The sequence below is a fragment of the Tatumella sp. JGM118 genome, assembly GCF_018257515.1.
GTDB classification, from domain to species: Bacteria; Pseudomonadota; Gammaproteobacteria; order Enterobacterales; family Enterobacteriaceae; genus Tatumella; species Tatumella terrea.
Window position 1 is genome coordinate 80,756 of sequence record NZ_JAERJR010000002.1, and the last position, 16,759, is coordinate 97,514.

General features: G+C 55.0%; 15 protein-coding genes and 1 pseudogene. 7 read left to right on the plus strand and 9 right to left on the minus strand.

Going from position 1 to position 16,759, the window contains the following annotated elements:
• Positions 1–79: 79 nt before the first annotated feature.
• Positions 80–352: a Ni(II)/Co(II)-binding transcriptional repressor RcnR gene (rcnR, locus tag JK223_RS02825; RefSeq protein ID WP_212712707.1), complete on the minus strand. Its 273-nt coding sequence runs from the start codon at positions 350–352 to the stop codon at positions 80–82.
• A 120-nt stretch (positions 353–472) separates the two neighbouring features.
• On the opposite strand from rcnR, the gene JK223_RS02830 reads away from it, so the two are divergent.
• Positions 473–1,597 (plus strand): nickel/cobalt efflux protein RcnA, encoded by a 1,125-nt coding sequence (locus JK223_RS02830; protein WP_212712708.1) that lies wholly within the window; start codon positions 473–475, stop codon positions 1,595–1,597.
• A 51-nt stretch (positions 1,598–1,648) separates the two neighbouring features.
• Entirely contained in the window at positions 1,649–1,780 is a 132-nt protein-coding gene (locus tag JK223_RS17015) for a hypothetical protein (protein WP_256437050.1), read from the plus strand.
• 288 nt (positions 1,781–2,068) lie between these two features.
• On the opposite strand, the gene JK223_RS02835 is transcribed toward JK223_RS17015, so the two are convergent.
• The 3 genes from JK223_RS02835 to JK223_RS02845 are packed head-to-tail and all read right to left on the minus strand — an operon-like array spanning position 2,069 to position 4,299.
• A complete protein-coding gene (locus JK223_RS02835; protein ID WP_212712709.1) occupies positions 2,069–2,839 on the minus strand; it encodes an amino acid ABC transporter substrate-binding protein in 771 nt (256 codons plus the stop codon).
• A gap of 19 nt (positions 2,840–2,858) precedes the next feature.
• On the minus strand, positions 2,859–3,623 hold the full coding sequence (locus JK223_RS02840) for an amino acid ABC transporter ATP-binding protein (RefSeq protein ID WP_212712710.1): 765 nt from the start codon (positions 3,621–3,623) through the stop codon (positions 2,859–2,861).
• A gap of 4 nt (positions 3,624–3,627) precedes the next feature.
• Positions 3,628–4,299, minus strand: coding sequence for an amino acid ABC transporter permease (locus tag JK223_RS02845; protein ID WP_025903521.1), 672 nt, complete (start codon positions 4,297–4,299; stop codon positions 3,628–3,630).
• 269 nt (positions 4,300–4,568) lie between these two features.
• Here JK223_RS02845 and JK223_RS02850 point away from each other — a divergent pair, with 269 nt between their 5' ends.
• From JK223_RS02850 to JK223_RS02860, 3 genes are all read left to right on the plus strand, one after another.
• Entirely contained in the window at positions 4,569–4,952 is a 384-nt protein-coding gene (locus JK223_RS02850; RefSeq protein ID WP_212712711.1) for a DUF488 domain-containing protein, read from the plus strand.
• A gap of 474 nt (positions 4,953–5,426) precedes the next feature.
• Positions 5,427–7,598, plus strand: coding sequence for a catalase/peroxidase HPI (katG, locus tag JK223_RS02855; protein ID WP_371813042.1), 2,172 nt, complete (start codon positions 5,427–5,429; stop codon positions 7,596–7,598).
• A 253-nt stretch (positions 7,599–7,851) separates the two neighbouring features.
• Entirely contained in the window at positions 7,852–8,469 is a 618-nt protein-coding gene (locus JK223_RS02860) for a TetR/AcrR family transcriptional regulator (RefSeq protein WP_212712713.1), read from the plus strand.
• A 489-nt stretch (positions 8,470–8,958) separates the two neighbouring features.
• Here JK223_RS02860 and JK223_RS02865 read toward each other — a convergent pair whose 3' ends face one another.
• From JK223_RS02865 to JK223_RS02885, 5 genes are all read right to left on the minus strand, one after another.
• Positions 8,959–9,606, minus strand: coding sequence for a membrane integrity-associated transporter subunit PqiC (locus JK223_RS02865; RefSeq protein WP_212712714.1), 648 nt, complete (start codon positions 9,604–9,606; stop codon positions 8,959–8,961).
• Positions 9,603–11,252 (minus strand): intermembrane transport protein PqiB, encoded by a 1,650-nt coding sequence (locus JK223_RS02870; protein WP_212712715.1) that lies wholly within the window; start codon positions 11,250–11,252, stop codon positions 9,603–9,605. Before JK223_RS02870 ends, JK223_RS02865 begins: the two co-directional genes overlap by 4 nt.
• Positions 11,249–11,866 (minus strand): paraquat-inducible protein A, encoded by a 618-nt coding sequence (locus tag JK223_RS02875; RefSeq protein WP_212712716.1) that lies wholly within the window; start codon positions 11,864–11,866, stop codon positions 11,249–11,251. The genes JK223_RS02870 and JK223_RS02875 overlap by 4 nt, the downstream gene beginning before the upstream one ends.
• Positions 11,859–12,491: a paraquat-inducible protein A gene (locus JK223_RS02880; protein ID WP_212712717.1), complete on the minus strand. Its 633-nt coding sequence runs from the start codon at positions 12,489–12,491 to the stop codon at positions 11,859–11,861. The genes JK223_RS02875 and JK223_RS02880 overlap by 8 nt, the downstream gene beginning before the upstream one ends.
• A 127-nt stretch (positions 12,492–12,618) precedes the next feature.
• On the minus strand, positions 12,619–13,281 hold the full coding sequence (locus JK223_RS02885) for a DUF3313 domain-containing protein (RefSeq protein WP_212712718.1): 663 nt from the start codon (positions 13,279–13,281) through the stop codon (positions 12,619–12,621).
• A 431-nt stretch (positions 13,282–13,712) separates the two neighbouring features.
• Between JK223_RS02885 and JK223_RS16860 the strand changes: the two are divergent.
• A pseudogene (locus tag JK223_RS16860) lies at positions 13,713–13,954 on the plus strand (hypothetical protein); the annotation flags it as partial.
• Positions 13,955–14,744: 790 nt separating this feature from the next.
• On the plus strand, positions 14,745–16,433 hold the full coding sequence (locus JK223_RS02890; protein ID WP_212712719.1) for a thiamine pyrophosphate-binding protein: 1,689 nt from the start codon (positions 14,745–14,747) through the stop codon (positions 16,431–16,433).
• Positions 16,434–16,759: the final 326 nt, after the last annotated feature.

A 16,759-nucleotide genomic window follows, 5' to 3' on the forward strand; every position in this document is an offset into this window, starting at 1 on the left:
TGACCCGAAGAGCCCCCCGGTTTGCAGATAAGAACGCTGATTTATCCGGAACAGGCAGCTTAGCGGCGCTTCGCCCGCATCACTTCATATAGGAGTCGAGTACTTTCAGTACAATATCCATGTCTTTTTCCCGTTGAGTTTCTTCGCTTTCATGAACGATATGCTCATTGATATGTCCTTTAATCACTTCCCGTAATAAACCGTTCACTGCACCGCGTATTGCGGCAATCTGTTGCAATATAGCGGTGCATTCATGGGGTTCATCCAGCATTTTCTTCAGGGCAACCACCTGGCCTTCGATCTTGTTTGTCCGGGCTTTCAGCTTTTTTTTATCACGAATAGTATGCGACACGACAGGGCTCCACGTTCCAGAAAACTGCGCAGATTTTACCACCCGGTTCTACTGGGGGGTAGTATATTGTACTGGGGGGGAGTAGAATTGGCGCAACGTTAAACCTTAGGAATGATTTCTGTGACTGAATTTACGACGCTTCTTCAGCAAGGTAATGCCTGGTTTTTTATTCCCGGCGCTATTTTGCTGGGCATACTGCATGGGCTGGAACCGGGACACTCAAAAACAATGATGGCAGCGTTTATCATTGCGATTAAAGGGACAGTACGCCAGGCGGTAATGCTTGGCCTGGCCGCAACCTTGTCACATACGGTTATCGTCTGGCTCATCGCTTTCGGAGGGATGTTTATCAGCAAAAAGTTTACGGCTGAATCGGCTGAACCCTGGCTGCAACTGGTTTCTGCGGTCATTATCCTCGCAACGGCTGGCTGGATAGTCTGGCAGACCTGGCGGGGAGAAAAGCTGTGGCTGAAAGCGATGCACGGCAACCCACCGCATCACCATCACCATCATGATGAAACCCGGCGGATCGATACCGGCCATGGGGTCATTGAACTGTCAATTTCAGAGGAAGGAGCACGTCCTCACTGGCGACTGCGGACGCTCAGTGGCCAGAAATGGCATGCCGGTGAAGTTTCATTAACCACGATGCGTGAAAACCATGCTTTCTCTCAGATCTTCGAATTTACCGATGGCGGCGATTATCTGGAGTCCATGACCCCGGTCCCGGAACCTCACACTTTTGACGTTCGTCTGTCACTGATGCATCGTTCCCATGTTCATGATTTCAATGTGAAATTCAGCGAGGACGGCCACAGCCATGACCTTTCCGGTGGTGAGGGTTCCGGCGCAGACCTGGCTGAATACCAGGATGCTCACGCCCTGGCACATGCGAAGGATATTGAGCATCGCTTTACCGGTAAAGAAGTGACGAACGGACAGATCCTGCTGTTCGGGCTGACAGGTGGCCTGATACCTTGCCCGGCAGCGATCACCGTGTTGTTAATTTGCCTTCAGCTGAAGGCCATGATGTTGGGAGCTACGCTGGTGTTATGTTTCAGTCTCGGACTGGCGTTAACTCTGGTGACGGTCGGTGTCGGTGCGGCGCTCAGTGTCCGGCAGGTAGCTAAACGCTGGGGCGGGTTCGATGCCCTTGCCCGACGAGCGCCTTATCTTTCCGGAGGCCTGATGGCTGTGGTGGGGCTCTATATGGGAATTCATGGCTGGATTGGGCTGGTTCACTGACCGGGAGATCAGATACTCCGGACTTTTTCCCGGGGTCTGCCAGGGACCTCTATGATTACTGAGCGTCGGCTGACACGGGCATCCGCCGGGCGGCATCACTCCGGCGATGATGCTTACCTCCGGGATGCAGAGACGGCAGCGATCCGGGGATTTTTATCACGGGAATGGTCCGCCACCGCCTGAACGCCAGCCGGTATCCCTCCGCCAGGTGGCTGAGGGACATCAGCAGAAGACCACTCAGCCTGTTCTTCGTTGGCTTCCGGCAATATCGTTACAGGGGCAGTGTGCCTGAGGCAGACGGTGATACGGGGAGAGCTCTTCCCACCCGTTGGCCCGCAGAGCAGAAAACCGCACCGGGAGATATAAGGTTAATACCTGTACTTGCGACAATCATCCGGCCGTAAGCCGTCTGGCTCTGTATAAAAAAATACCCCCGGCCGGGCCGGGGGTCACTGACGAAGCGATTGGCGATTAGTGAGAAACGTCTTCGCCGAAGTATTTTTCAGAGATCTTCTGGTAAGTCCCGTCTTTTTTCATATCGGTCAGAGCATCGTTGATGGCACCCTGCAGAGACGATTCGCCTTTTCTCATCAGAACACCGGATGCACTGGCATTGTCTTCTGAAGCAACGATCTTAACCGGCGCATCAGGACGGTGTTTTTTGAAGTCCAGGAATGACAGCTTATCATTCAGAGTGGCATCTGCACGGCCCTGAACCACCAGATCGATAGACTGGTTAAACCCATCGGTACTGACCAGGTTAGCCCCTGCATTACGGGCCAGCTGCGCATAGTTACTGGTCAGCGACTGGGCAGCATTTTTCCCTTTCAGGTCGGCGAAACTGTGAATGCTGTCGTTGCTGTTTTTCACAATTACCACGGCTTTGGAGGCAATATAAGGCTGTGAGAAATCATATTTTTTCTCACGGGCCGGGGTGATCCCCACTTCATTAATGACCACGTCATAACGTTTTGCATCCAGACCGGCGATCAGGCCGTCCCATTTGCTTTCCACAAAGACCGGTTTAACATGCAGTTTTTGTGCAATCGCACGGCCGATCTCCACGTCAAATCCGGTCAGGTCACCGGAGATCGTATGGAAAGTGAAAGGCGCGTAGGTCCCTTCGGTACCGATGGTCAGCTCACCGGCTGAGCGGACTTTTGCCAGAGAATCATCTGCCAGCGCTGAGTGAGCAACACCCAGAGATAACAGGGCTGAGAGTAACAGTGTTGTTTTTTTCATTAATTGCTCCTAAGTAATATCAGTCCCGGCCAACGGCAGAGAGGCCGCCGGTCAGTGTGGCAATGTATTGGGCAGTCCTGGCTTTCTGCGGGTGCCTGAACAGTTGTGCGGAATCTCCGGTTTCAATGATTTCACCGGCTTCCAGAAAAATAGTGTGGCTCGCCACCGAGGCGGCCAGCCGCAGATCATGGGTTGCCATCAGCATGGTAGTCCCTTCTTCTGCCAGCTGTTTCAGCACGGCCACCACTTCTGCAGACAGCTCCGGGTCCAGTGCGGATGTCGGTTCATCACAAAGCAGCACTTTCGGGGAAGGGGCCAGGGCTCTGGCAATGGCCACCCGTTGCTGTTGCCCGCCGGAGAGTGTCGCCGGCATCACATCACGTTTATGCAGCAGGCCTACTTTTTCCAGCAAGGTTTCGGCGCGGGCGATAGCGTCGCCTTTACTCCATTTGTGCACGACCAGCAGACCTTCGGTGATGTTTTCCAGTACCGTCTTATGCGGAAACAGAGAGAAGTTCTGAAATACCATGCCGGTCTGGCGGCTGATGCGCTGGATGTCCCGGGTACGCAGCGCTTTTCCGTTAAAAGTCAGGGTTTCCTGATCGAGCGTGATACTCCCGGACTGCGGTGTTTCCAGAAGATTCAGGCAACGCAATAAAGTACTTTTCCCGCTGCCGGAAGGGCCGATCAGCGCGGTGACTGAGCCTTTAGGCAGTTGCAGCGAGATATCCTTCAGCACATGGTTGTCCTGAAAATATTTGTTAATCCCGTTTAATGAAATCATCGGCTTACGACTCCGCTTTCTCTTCGCGGGAGAAATGAATCTCCAGTTTGTTCTGCAACGCAGAAAGAATTGTGCTGAAGAACAGATAAATCAGTGCCGCCTCGGTATAGAGGATCAGCGGCTGATACGTCACGGCGGCTATACGTTGTGCGGCCAGGAACATTTCCGGTACCGTGATCACCGACGCCAGTGAGGTATCTTTCACTAAGGAGATAAAGGTGTTTGATAACGGCGGAACCGCAATTCTCGCCGCCTGTGGCAGAATGATGCGGCTGAGTGCCTGTCGCCAGCTCATTCCGATGGAATGTGCGGCTTCCCACTGGCTGACCGGTACCGATTTAATGGTGGCACGAATAATTTCAGACGAGTAGGCGCCGATGTTTAAGGTAAAGCCAATCACCGCCGCAGGGAAGGCAGAAATAGTGATCCCTGCACTCGGCAGCGCATAGAAAATCAGGAATAACTGGACCAGCAGGGGAGTACCCCGTAACAGCCAGACGTAGAAACGGGCGAAGATCTTTAACGGTTTAGGTCCGTACAGACGGATCAGCGCGACAATAAAGCCCAGAGAAAGTCCCAGAACAAATGACAATAACGTCAAAGGGATTGTGAAAGTCAATCCGGCGTGCAACATCGGCCAGAATGATTCAGCGGCAAGAGATAACCATGCTGGCACAGTACACCTTCCAAAGAAAAAGAGAAAAAAAACAGGCCAGCCCGCAAGGCTGACCGCTTTGACTATTTTAGGCAGTAATCGGCGGCAGGGAAATAATAATTGAGTATATCTTTAGAGAGATATTTAACCGTAATGGCTTTTTGACCCCTTGGTGGCAGTGGCTGGCGGAATTCTGAGCGAAAATTCATGCTTAAGGGGGGATACTGACAAGCCGGGTGAAGCTGAAAGTAAAGGCGGACTCAGTTTTCCGCGTAAGTGAGGTCAGACAAATGATGACGTTTAAACGGGTGTACGACCCGGCAACCGGACAGGATGGCTGGCGGGTGCTGGCTGATCGCCTATGGCCCCGTGGGATCAGCAAATCTTCGCTGCAAATGGATGAGTGGTGCCCTGAGATCACCCCCTCCGCAGAACTGCGCAAGGCCTATCATCATCAGCAGATTGACTTTCAGACCTTTGGTAAACGCTACCTGGCAGAACTGACGCATGCAGAGGCTGAGGTTTGCCTGCGACGACTGGCACGGAAAGCCAGCAGCGGCCATCTGACGCTGCTGAGTGCGGTGAAATCACCGCAGACCAGTCATATTTCCTGGCTGGTTCATGCGCTGGAGCAACATATTCGCCTGCTGAACGATGGCCTGACAGAGCCATAGTCCCGTCATATCCGGCACGGATAACGCGGGTGGCTTAACCGGGCATTTTTTCTTTTTTGCCGCCAGTGGTTTGCTGCCGCGTGATTGCCTGGCCGCGCCATCGCGGGTGTCGTGACGGAAAACATGGCTTAACCGGCCATATTCTTTCTTTTTGCCGTCAGTGTTTGTTGCCAGGGAATGCGCTTAGCGCCTGCTCAGAGAGACAGTGGTTCGCTGTCGTTAGCATGCCATTCGGGGTGCGTTATTCCCGCATACACTGAATTTTCGCTAGTCAGCCTGCGGTAACACCCGTCCCTCCGCCACGCAGGGGTTATCTCTTTTTTAGGTTGCCTGCTGACCTTGCCGTGAAGTGAATTTGCGCTAACTTCTTCAAAAACATAAGGAAATAGCTATCAAATACATCGGTCCAGACAGGTTGGTGTCAGGGGCCCCGCCGTATAGAGTGGCGTCAACCATTAAGACCGGAGTATGACCATGAGCGATACTAACCCTCCTGCAGAGAGTGCAGGTAAATGTCCTTTTCATGCCGCTGTCACACCTCAGGTTACAGGCGGCGGTACCCGTCCGCGGGACTGGTGGCCTGACCAGCTACGGGTTGACCTGTTAAACCAGCATTCACGTCGTTCAAATCCGCTGGATGAAGATTTCGATTACCGGCAGGCCTTTGCCAGCCTCGACTATTATGCACTGAAAGCAGATCTGCATAAGTTGCTGACAGAATCGCAAGCCTGGTGGCCGGCAGACTGGGGAAGCTATATCGGGTTATTTATCCGTATGGCCTGGCACAGTGCCGGCACTTATCGCTCTGCGGATGGCCGGGGCGGTTCCGGGCGGGGGCAGCAGCGCTTTGCCCCGCTGAATGCCTGGCCGGATAATGTCAGCCTGGATAAAGCCCGCCGTTTGTTGTGGCCGGTGAAGCAGAAGTACGGGCAGAAAATATCCTGGGCAGATCTCTATATTCTGGCCGGGAATGTGGCGCTGGAAAATGCCGGTTTCCGTACCTTCGGATTTGGCGGCGGCCGTGAGGATGTGTGGGAACCGGACCTGGATGTGAACTGGGGGAGCGAAGACACCTGGCTTGCACATCGTCATCCGGAGGCACTGGCGGGATCGCCGCTGGGGGCGACCGAGATGGGGCTGATTTACGTGAACCCGGAAGGCCCTGAACACAGCGGCGACCCCGCTTCTGCCGCACCGGCTATCCGCGCCGCATTCGGTAATATGGGGATGGACGATGAAGAAACCGTCGCACTTATTGCCGGGGGCCACACTCTGGGCAAAACACACGGAGCCGCCTCAGCCAGCCATGTCGGTGCAGATCCTGAAGCAGCCCCGCTGGAAGCTCAGGGTCTGGGGTGGGCGAGCAGCTACGGCAACGGGGCAGGGGCTGACGCTATCACGTCCGGACTGGAGGTTATCTGGTCACAAACGCCCACCCGCTGGAGCCACTACTTTTTCACTAACCTGTTCGGCTATGAATGGGTTCGTACCCACAGTCCGGCAGGAGCCATCCAGTATGAAGCCGTCGACGCCGGTGAGATTATCCCTGACCCGTTCGACGCTTCGGTGAGCCGGAAACCGACGATGCTGGTGACCGATCTGACATTACGCTATGACCCTGAGTTTGAAAAAATATCCCGGCGCTTCTATCGTGATCCACAGGCATTTAATGAAGCTTTCGCCCGGGCCTGGTACAAACTGACTCACCGTGATATGGGACCCAAAGCCCGCTATCTGGGGCCGGAAGTCGCAAAAGACGATCTCATCTGGCAGGATCCGTTGCCGGCACCGGTTTTCCACCCTTCAGCCGCAGAGATCGCCTTACTGAAACAGGCCATTGCCACCTGTGGACTGAGCAACGGCGAACTGGTCTCAGTGGCCTGGGCATCGGCATCGACTTTCCGGGGGGGCGATAAACGTGGCGGGGCAAACGGGGCACGTCTGGCGCTGCAACCACAGCGTTCCTGGGAGGTCAATGTCACAGCCACCCGGGTATTGCCGGTCCTGGAAGCCCTACGGCAATCCTGTGGTGGCGTCTCCCTGGCCGATACGATTGTGCTTGCCGGCGGGGTGGGGATAGAAAAAGCCGCCGAAGCGGCCGGTATCAAGGCAGAGGTGCCTTTCACCCCCGGCCGTGTCGATGCGCATCAGGATCAGACGGATATTGAATCTTTTGCTCTGCTTGAACCGTTAGCCGATGGTTTCCGTAATTACCGTGGTGCCGGGAAAGGGCCCTCCACGGAAAGCCTGCTGATCGATAAAGCGCAGCAACTGACACTTACCGTGCCGGAACTGACCGTGCTGGTGGGGGGGATGCGTGTCCTGGGAGCCAGCTATGATGGCGGACAACAAGGCGTTTTCACGGAACATACCGGCCAGCTGACCACGGATTTCTTTGTTAATCTGCTGGATATGCGGACCGAATGGAAGGCCACCGACCCGTCAGGCGAACATTTTGCAGGGCGCGACCGTCTGAGCGGGCAGGTGAAATACACGGCCACCCGCGCGGATCTGGTGTTTGGTTCGAATGCCGTATTACGCGCCAGTGCGGAAGTCTATGCCAGCGATGATGCCCGTGAGAAGTTTGTCAGGGACTTTATTGCCGCATGGACCAAAGTCATGGAGCTGGATCGGTTTGACGCCTGATCCTCATTCCGCTAAATAGGTCATCACCGGGTCTGACCGGCTCTGCTTCTGCTGAGTAGTCAGACCCGAAACGGCCGGCCTGGCCGTGTTCAGCAGCACTCTGCTGCTGTTTCCTGCCTGCGATCTCATCTCTGTGCCGGTTCACCGGCAGTTCAGCCTTTGTCATGTTTATTCACAGAAAAAAAAGCATATCTCCGGCCGGCAAGGTACAATACTAAACTGATCCGTTCGGTTATTAATTGCAGGGAGCCAGATGAGAACATTAACAGAAGAACGCAGAGATGCCATTATCGAGGCCGGGCTGGCACTGTTCCAGGAAATGGGCTACGAACGTACTTCCATGAACGAAGTGGCGAAACGGGTCGGTGGTTCGAAGGCCACGCTGTATAACTACTTCTCATCCAAAGAAGAACTGTTTGAGACCGTCGTTCGCCGTTACAGCACACTGTTTCTGACGGAAGCGGCCGCAGAACTTCGGGACAGCGGGCCTGTGCCATTGTCGCTGGAAGAGAAACTGACGCGCTTTGGTGAAAAGATGTTGTCGGTGCTGACCAGCGAAAACCAGGCAATGCAGATTTACCGTTGTGTTATTTCTGAAGCAGGGCGTTCGGATATCGGCCGGCTTTTCTTCGAATCCGGGCCGAAAGAGAGTATGGAAAAACTGGGTGAGCTGTTTGCCGGGGCGATGAATAACGGTGAGCTGGCTCCGGCCAATCCGATGCTGCGGGCCTCTCAGTTCACATCGCTGATTAAGGCCGAAACCGAAGTCATGATGTTCAGCCGTGAATTGCCCCGCTGCACTGACGAGCAGATCCGGCAGATGGTAAAAAACGGCGTCAGCCTGTTTATGAAAGGTGCAGCCGCACACTGATGCCGGTTACTGCGATCCTCATTGCGCTACCCGCAGGCAGTGAGGATCGCCATCCATTGCCGCGACGAACCTAACAGTAAAAGATACATTTACCTGCGCTGTACGGCGATCTATAAGCCTTTGTCTGCCATCGGACGGAAGCTGTTCGCGTTAGCGCGGGTATTCCCCGTCACCGGGCATTGAGGGTAGCCAGGCCTGCAGCGACGGAACGGCAGGGTAAAAGATACATCTACCCGCGCTGTACGGCGACCTGTAAGCCTTTGTCTGGCATTGGCCGGAACCTGTTCGCGTTAGCGCAGGTATTCCCCGTCACCGGGCATTGAGGGTAGCCAGGCCTGCAGCGACGGAACGGCAGGGTAAAAGATAAATTTATCCGTGCACATCTTTTACCGCCAGGTCAGTCACGGCATCGGCCGGAGGCCGTCCGCTGTCCAGTGGTACAGGTAAGCCGGTCGCACCGGGAACCGTACTTTAGCGCGATTAAGCGTACTACCGTTCCGGTAAGGCGGGATACTCTCCGGTGGCTTCAGGGAAAGCACCACCGGGGCTGCCGCCAGGGCAGTGCCTCACGGGAGCAGGGGTATTCGCGGTATCGGCTATCTGGCGGGCCAGTTGCGATATCAGTTGCTGCCATGCCGGGAACAGAGGTTCAATTCCGCCCTGTACAGGCAGGGTTAACGAGCTATGGCAGCTCAGACGTTCACGATCAGCCCCTTCGCGGGTCAGAAGTTGCCAGTCGGCTTCCAGAGAGACATTCTGTCCCGGTCTTGCATCAAACCGCCTCACCTGCAGCCATAATCGTTGGGCTGGTAACGCCGCCTTTGCCGGGTTCACGGAGACCGGCGCCTGTAACCGGGTTTCCAGTGCCTCCCGGATTTCATCACTTAACGGGCTGAGCCACTGATCGTCGTTCAGGATATAGACGCGGTCTGTGCCTTCACGGACGATGATCTGCGACCGGTCCAGCGATACCGGAACCCCGACCGGCAGAATTTCCAGCGAGGCCAGTAACGACGGTACCGCCGGATGATCGGCCGCCCCCGGGCCGGTAAGCGTATGGTATCGGATGGCCGGTGAAGCGCAGCCGCAAAGCAGACAAAAAATTATCAGCCCCGCAATATGCCGGATATAACTCATGGATAATTCTCCTTTCTGCCATGTGATGTCGCGGACGGAATTTCAGGGGGGATCTCTTCCTGACGTCCTTTCAGTAGCGCCGCTGGTGATCGGCTTAACTGGTCGGTAAACAGGCGTACAGCACGCAAGGTGCTATTGGCCTGCTGTAGTGTTTGCAGCAAACTGACCATCACCGGGGAGTCATCGGCGAGTAAATCCCCGACAGCTTTTGTCGTTTTCAGGGCCTGGCCCGTCAATGTATTCACCGACGGTAATGTCTGTGAGTTAACCAGTGTTAAGGTCCGGTCCAGGCCTGCCAGTGTCCCGTCAAGATGTCTGCCGATGGAGACCAGCGGCATCTGATTAACCTTGGTCACAATGCCGGCAATCTGTTCCTGTATTTTATCCAGTCCGCCATTGATCGTCGGCAGTTCTATCGGCCTCGCCTGCAGGTTGAAAGGGACCCGGGGTGCATCGGCGATAAAATCCAGCGAAATATAAAGTTGTCCGGTCAGCAAATTACCCGGGACGGCCCGCGCACGTAAACCGTTCGCCACCAGTTCACGGGTAAAGAGCGCGGCATCGCTTTGTAAATCGTCTGAGGTGCGGCCCGGTAACCGGGATAAGACATGGCCCAGACGTGACGGATACACATCAATATTCACCAGGGTCGGAAAACGGTAACCTGTCGGGTTATAGTCCAGTTCCAGCGAACTGACACGGCCAATTTGTACGCTGGAAAATTCTACCGGTGCACCGACCGTCAGGCCGCGTAACGACTGATTAAAACGTAACCGGAAGCGGATCGCCGGGCCGTCCGGTGAGGCCATTGCCGCATCCTGATCCGCCGCCAGGACATAGTGAGTTGCTGGCGCAGTTTGCGCTCCTTCGGGGGCAGGCGGGGGATTTGCAAAGGCGATCCCTCCTGCCATAATCGCCGCGACGGTCTCTGTTTTCAGCCGGAAGCCGTTCGCGCCAACCGACAGGTCGAGTCCGCTGACATTCCAGAATCGGGTGTCCGGGGTCAGCAGATGATCATAAGGTGCATCCACGAAAGCGGTCAGCGTAATACCACTGCCATCTTCTTTCAGATGATAAGAGGCAATCCGGCCAACCTGAATGCGACGGAAGTACACCGGCGAGCCGATATCCAGCGATCCCAGGTCCTGAGCATCGATGAGTATCTGGCTGCCCGGGGTGTCATGGATCACCGCCGGGGGAGTTTCAAGACCGGTAAAACGGGTCGCTGGCTGCGGGTGGTAGCCTTTATCGGCTTCGATATAGGCCCCGGAAATCAGGGTATCTATCCCGCTGACTCCATTCATACCAATGCGCGGCCGCACCACCCAGAACCGGCTATCGGTACGGAGAATATTTTCGGCATTTTTATCGATACGGACGCTGACCAGCACCGAGGCATCATCTTTGCTCAGGGTGATATTCTGTACCACGCCGATGGTGACATCCTTATATTTTACCGGGGTCTGACCGGCCGCCAGCCCGGCCGCACTGTGAAACGTAATTGTAATTTCCGGACCGGTATCCAGTTGCGTGCGGATAAGCGTAAACAGTCCCCAGACCAGCGCCAGCACCGGCAACAGCCAGACCAGGAGATGCCATCGGTTTTTCGGCAAAACATGCGGTACGGCAGGAGGCACGTATTTCATTGAGTTGTTCTCCACAGCGTACGCGGGTTAAAGCAGAGCGCGGAACAAAGCGTCAGGACCACCACCAGACCGAAAAACAGGATCCCGGCCCGGGGTTCAGCCTCTGCCAGTCCGTTAAAACGCACCAGACCGCAGACGACGGCAACCACCACCACATCCAGCATTGACCAGTAACCAATCCACTCTATCGCCCGGTAAAGACGGGTACGTCTGAGCCTTTGCTGTTCATTCAGTTGCCGGACATTCAGCAGCAGCCGGATCATCACCAAAAATTTCAGGCAGGGGATCAGGACACTGGCAATGAAGATAATGGCGGCAATCGCACAGGAGCCGCTGTGCCAGAAGTCGGCGACGCCCTGCAGGATAGTACTTTCACTGCGCCGGCCAAACAGGGTAGTACTCATCACCGGCAGAAGATTGGCCGGGAGATAGCAGAGCATGGCGGTGATCAGGCAGGCCAGAGAGGGGCTCAGGCGATGATATGGCTGAGCGACCAGGCTGTTACAGCGTACACAGCGCACAACAGCGCCATCTTCCGGCTGCAGCCGAAATGCCAGACCGCATTCGGAGCAGCTGCAGACCGTCAGCTGACGGGAAAAAGGGATATTATTCATGATGAGTATGTACCTTGCGGCGGCGGGCAGGAAGCAGCGACCACAGAGGCTGCAGGTCATAGCCGTTAATAATGATCAGTAAAATCACAGAGGCCACCAGTGCCCAGCTGCCGGGGCCTGGCGAAACGTCGAGAAAAGAAGAGAGCTTCACCGCCGCCACCAGAAACCCTGAAACGATCACTTCCGCCATACTCCAGGGATGCAAACGCGCCAGTATTTTCATCGCGGCCACAAATCCGGGGGCCGGCCGCCGGAAACCGGCAAACAGCAGTACCCAGCCGGTGAGCAGGATCTGTAGTAAAGGCACGCCGATCAGCAGGACTGCGGTCAGGAGTCCGGTGAGTACCGGAAAGCTCCCCGTGATCGCCAGAATGCCTTGTAACAGCGTGACACTGCGGGTCAGCCCGTGAGCCGTTACCGTCATCACCGGCAACAGGTTTGCCATCAGGAAGGTGACCAGCGCTGCAAAGCAGAAAGGCAGCAGATCCTGCAAGGCAAAAGCACTCTTCCGGTAAAGGACGGTTGCGCATCGCCGGCATTGCAGGCTGGCTTGCCGGTCAGAAAGCCGGTAACGGTAAACGCTTTCGCAACAGGGACAGACGATGAGATGCGGGTAAATTTTCATAGCAACTCTGAGAGGCCTGAAACGGGCCGGGGCGGCGATATCCGGTATCCCCGGAATACGTTGCCCTCAGGTCCGTGCTGTCAGTGGGATATCCGGTGCCGAGGTCTGCGCCCGGCACCGGAAAGTCTTATTTCAGTAATTCAAGCAACTGATCGGCACCTTTATCGACGCCGGTTTCTGCGGCACTCATCGAACCGAAGGTGGCACCGATATTCATGGCATTCGGATACTGATGGGTAATATAGGATTCAAGCAGCTGATTTGTGCTGGCATCATAGATCTCAGCGGCGTAATTCACGGACCCGCTGAACATTCCCCGGCCACCACGAATAGACTGAACGATATTGTAGGGGCCGCCGGCCAGATCAAACTTAGTGACGGTACCGACGACCTGCGTGGTTGTCGCAGCCCCGGTCAGCGTCAGTTTCAGACGCAGGGTACCGGGAGAGACCCCGGTGGTTTCGACAAACCTTTCGCGCAGCGTTTCTGCAAATTTATTCTGCATATAGCGGGCGAGTTGCTGGCGATCGGACTGTGGCAGGTCACCGAATTGGTTATCCGCCCCCTGGTAGACGGTGACCGGATCGATAATGATATTGTGGTATTTTTTCCAGTCAGTACGGGTCACAAAACGGTACGGAATTTTGTCTGCTTCTTTACCGGTATTCACGGTCATCTGTGATGCTGAACTCACTCCGGAATAGCGTGGTGGCGGGTCACCGGCACAGCCGGCCAGTACAACCGCCACCAGTAATATCATCGATCGTGAAGCCCGCGGTGATGTCATCATAGTTAAATATCCTGTAATTATTTGCCAGAGGTATGGATGAGTTACTGTGTCTGTAGTGACTTTCTGTCCCTGTGGTTTTAGGGGCGAAACCCGATCCCGTAATAACTGTACAGTCTAGTTTTGCATTGGCGACGGGAAAATGTCAATCGGTGTTTCCGGATGTGTCCTCTTAAAGGAAATCAAAGGCCTTTGATGGGTGATGGTGTTTTAATTGATATTTATCATTTAGTTACTTAATTCTTCTTGTCAGTAAGTCGGGAGGGACGCAGAGATAATGTAATGATTATGTAAGTCAGGACAGCAGGAAAGTGCGGGGGCGTATGTAATTTCAGATAAATAAACCAGGGTGTACAGTTTTGTTTTGGGGGTGTTGTCAGGGAGGCCCATTTTTTACGAACCGGGTATCCCGGTCCGGATGCTGTTCAGGGGATATTCAGCAACAGACTGCCGTAGCCTGTTTATTTATCACCCATGACTGCAGGTAGTCCGGGAAATTGCCGATGAAGTTGCGGTGCTGTTTCAGGGCGAAGTCATCCGTCAGGGACCGGTGAGGGAGGCGTTACAGGAACCTTTGGATAACTCTGCCCGGCGGTTATTGCATTCAGTCCCGGAAATGCGCAGAGGCTGGCTGGAGGAACAACACCCACTGATCGGAAGTGATCCACCCGCGTAGCCAGCCGGTGAAGCAGAACACGCCTGCCGGAACCGGCAGGCAGCGCCTTGCGGATAAATTCCGGATAAAAAAACTCCGCCTGAATGACCTGCACTGAAGGCTGTTCCGGGACTGAAAGCCACGAAAGTTACATAAGGTTACTGACTCTGCTCTTCACAGCCTTTTCATAATGCTTTATTTTCTTTTAACTGTCTGATGACGGGATATCCGCTCAGTTTCCCGTTGTCTGTATAAAAATGCACCCGGCATTCCGGGAATATCATAAAAAAGGGCTTACTGCCTGTAGCGAAGAAGCGTTCGCCTTCACCGGTTTCCGGCAACTGATTTGCGCCGGTACTGCGACGGATTCAGATGACCCGAGACAGCCAGTTTACCGGCCATCCCGGTGCCTGGTATTTTATACGTTATGCCTGCCCGTCTCAGGGGACGGGAAAGCAGAGACCGGTATCGGGATGATACCGGCGGCCTGTTGCAGACAATATCTGACTGCAACAGAGGATAACGGAGCCCGCAGTCGTTTGCCGTGTTACCGGTGATCACAGACAAACCGGCAAAGTCGCCTGCCCGATCCCATAAATTCTGTTTATGTACTTTCACAGACAATTGCACTGATGGCGGAAGTAAGTTGTCACGATAACTTCCGGGCCTCAGTCCCGGATAACCGGCTATCAGCCAACACTGGCGGCGTCTGAGTTTCGTCTCAGCCGGATGTCGTAGTCAGAGTCAATGAGGCGTGGTCTGCCGTGCTACCCGCACGGAGAAAGAACAACCGTCAATGGAGTCTATCGCTATGAGTATTAACACGACAGCTGTACTGCAACGTCGACGCGGAGCCGATGTTCTGCTGGAGACACTGGCCAGCGAAGGAGTGGAGTATATTTTTGGCAATCCGGGCACGACTGAATTACCGCTGATTGATGCACTGCTACGTAATCCGGCACTTAAATATATCCTTGCGCTGCAGGAGTCGAGTGCGGTCGCCATGGCCGATGGTTATGCGCAAGCCTCGGGGAAGCCGGGTTTTCTTAATCTCCATACCGCCGGCGGGCTTGGTCACGGAATGGGGAATCTGCTGAATGCAAAGGTCTCACGCACCCCGCTGGTCGTGACGGCCGGGCAGCAGGATACACGCCATTCCTTCAGTGATCCTCTGTTATATGACGACCTGGTAAGTATCGCCGCGCCTGCCGTAAAATGGGCCGAGAACGTGGTCAGTGCGGCTCAGATACCGGTACTCGTCCGGCGGGCATTTCACGATGCCAATGCGGCCCCCGGCGGGCCGGTATTTCTTGCGCTGCCGATGGATATTATGGATGAAATCAGCGATGTCTCCATCGGGGAGTCTTCGCGGATTGACCGGCGGGCGACGGCCGGTTCACTGCCGCATCTGGCGAATTTACTTGCTGATTATCCGCCCGGAAAAGTCGCGCTGATTGCCGGCGACGAGATCTACAGCAGCCATGCCTCGGCTGAAACGCAGCAGGTCGCGGAGCTGTTAGGGGCGCATGTGTATGGTTCCTCCTGGCCGTCCCGCATTCCGTTCCCGACCTCTCACCCTCTGTGGCGGGGCAATATGCCGACCACAGCACAGGGCATTGCGGATATCTTAAAAAATTATCAGGCCATTTTCGCATTAGGCGGTAAGTCGTTAATTACCATTCTCTACAGCGAAGGGCCAGCGGTGCCTGAAGGCTGTGCGGTTTATCAGCTTTCGGCCGACGTGAAGGATCTCGGGCGTTCTTATGCCACCCGCCTGTCGGTGGCTGGAGACATTAAAGTCTCACTCAGTGCGATGTTACCGATACTGGAGAACGCGACCAAAGCGCAACGTGAACTCTATGAGGCACAGATAGCCCGGGCCAGAGATGAAAAGCAGCAGGCCCGCGAAGTGCTGGAAAAAGAGGTCGAAGCAAAATTCGGTCTCCCGGTGATCAACCCGCTGGTCGCGGCCCATGAAGCAGTACGCGCCATCGGACCGGATGTGCCCATCGTGGACGAAGCCTTATGTGTTTCTTCGCTGGTGCGTAAGTTTCTCTCCAGTGATCAGGCCGGACAGTACGGGTTTATGCGGGGCGGGGCGCTGGGCTGGGGGATGCCTGCGGCTGTGGGCTACTGTCTGGGTCGCGATCGGCACCCGGTGGTCTGCCTGGTCGGGGACGGCGCTGCCATGTATTCACCCCAGGCAATGTGGACCGCGGCACATGAAAACCTGCCGGTTACTTTTGTGGTGATGAATAATCAGGAATACAACATCCTGAAGAACTTTATGCGCGGCCAGCAGCATTATACTTCCGCACAAACCGACACTTATATTGCGATGGATATTACCCAGCCAAAAATAGATTATCAGGCGCTGGCGATCTCGATGGGATTACCCACCCGCTGCATCCGGACGGCGGCCGATATCGCCCCGGCTATCGAAGCGGCCATCGCCAGTGGCAAACCCGGGCTTATCGAAATCATGGTCAGTGCCGGATAATCCGAACGCCCTGTGACCCGCTATCCGTGAGTTACAGGGGGGCTATGTTAACGCTGATGGCGGTCTGCCAGAGGCGTTATGAGCGACGCTTTCTCTGAATGTCAGGGGGACACTATAAAGGCAGGGTCCTTAACTTATCAGCAAATTCAGTACCAATGGATGCCGGGCTCAGCAGGTTATTGGCCACCCGTCGCTGATCTCTGATCAGGATAAGTCACCCGCCATAGCGAATAGCAGCCATTCCCGAAAGAAGTTAACTGAAAGAATATTCCTCCCGGCGGATTAACGATACAGGCAGAAATTATACCGCCGGAGTTAATGTGAAC

Coding starts and splice junctions, on each gene's coding strand:
- JK223_RS02890 (WP_212712719.1), top strand. CDS start 14,745: ATGAGTATTAACACGACAGCTGTACTGCAACGTCGACGCGGAGCCGAT.
- JK223_RS02840 (WP_212712710.1), bottom strand. CDS start 3,623: ATGATTTCATTAAACGGGATTAACAAATATTTTCAGGACAACCATGTG.
- JK223_RS02875 (WP_212712716.1), bottom strand. CDS start 11,866: ATGAATAATATCCCTTTTTCCCGTCAGCTGACGGTCTGCAGCTGCTCC.
- JK223_RS02880 (WP_212712717.1), bottom strand. CDS start 12,491: ATGAAAATTTACCCGCATCTCATCGTCTGTCCCTGTTGCGAAAGCGTT.
- katG (WP_371813042.1), top strand. CDS start 5,427: ATGAGCGATACTAACCCTCCTGCAGAGAGTGCAGGTAAATGTCCTTTT.
- JK223_RS17015 (WP_256437050.1), top strand. CDS start 1,649: ATGATTACTGAGCGTCGGCTGACACGGGCATCCGCCGGGCGGCATCAC.
- JK223_RS02835 (WP_212712709.1), bottom strand. CDS start 2,839: ATGAAAAAAACAACACTGTTACTCTCAGCCCTGTTATCTCTGGGTGTT.
- JK223_RS02870 (WP_212712715.1), bottom strand. CDS start 11,252: ATGAAATACGTGCCTCCTGCCGTACCGCATGTTTTGCCGAAAAACCGA.
- JK223_RS02850 (WP_212712711.1), top strand. CDS start 4,569: ATGATGACGTTTAAACGGGTGTACGACCCGGCAACCGGACAGGATGGC.
- JK223_RS02860 (WP_212712713.1), top strand. CDS start 7,852: ATGAGAACATTAACAGAAGAACGCAGAGATGCCATTATCGAGGCCGGG.
- JK223_RS02885 (WP_212712718.1), bottom strand. CDS start 13,281: ATGATGACATCACCGCGGGCTTCACGATCGATGATATTACTGGTGGCG.
- JK223_RS02865 (WP_212712714.1), bottom strand. CDS start 9,606: ATGAGTTATATCCGGCATATTGCGGGGCTGATAATTTTTTGTCTGCTT.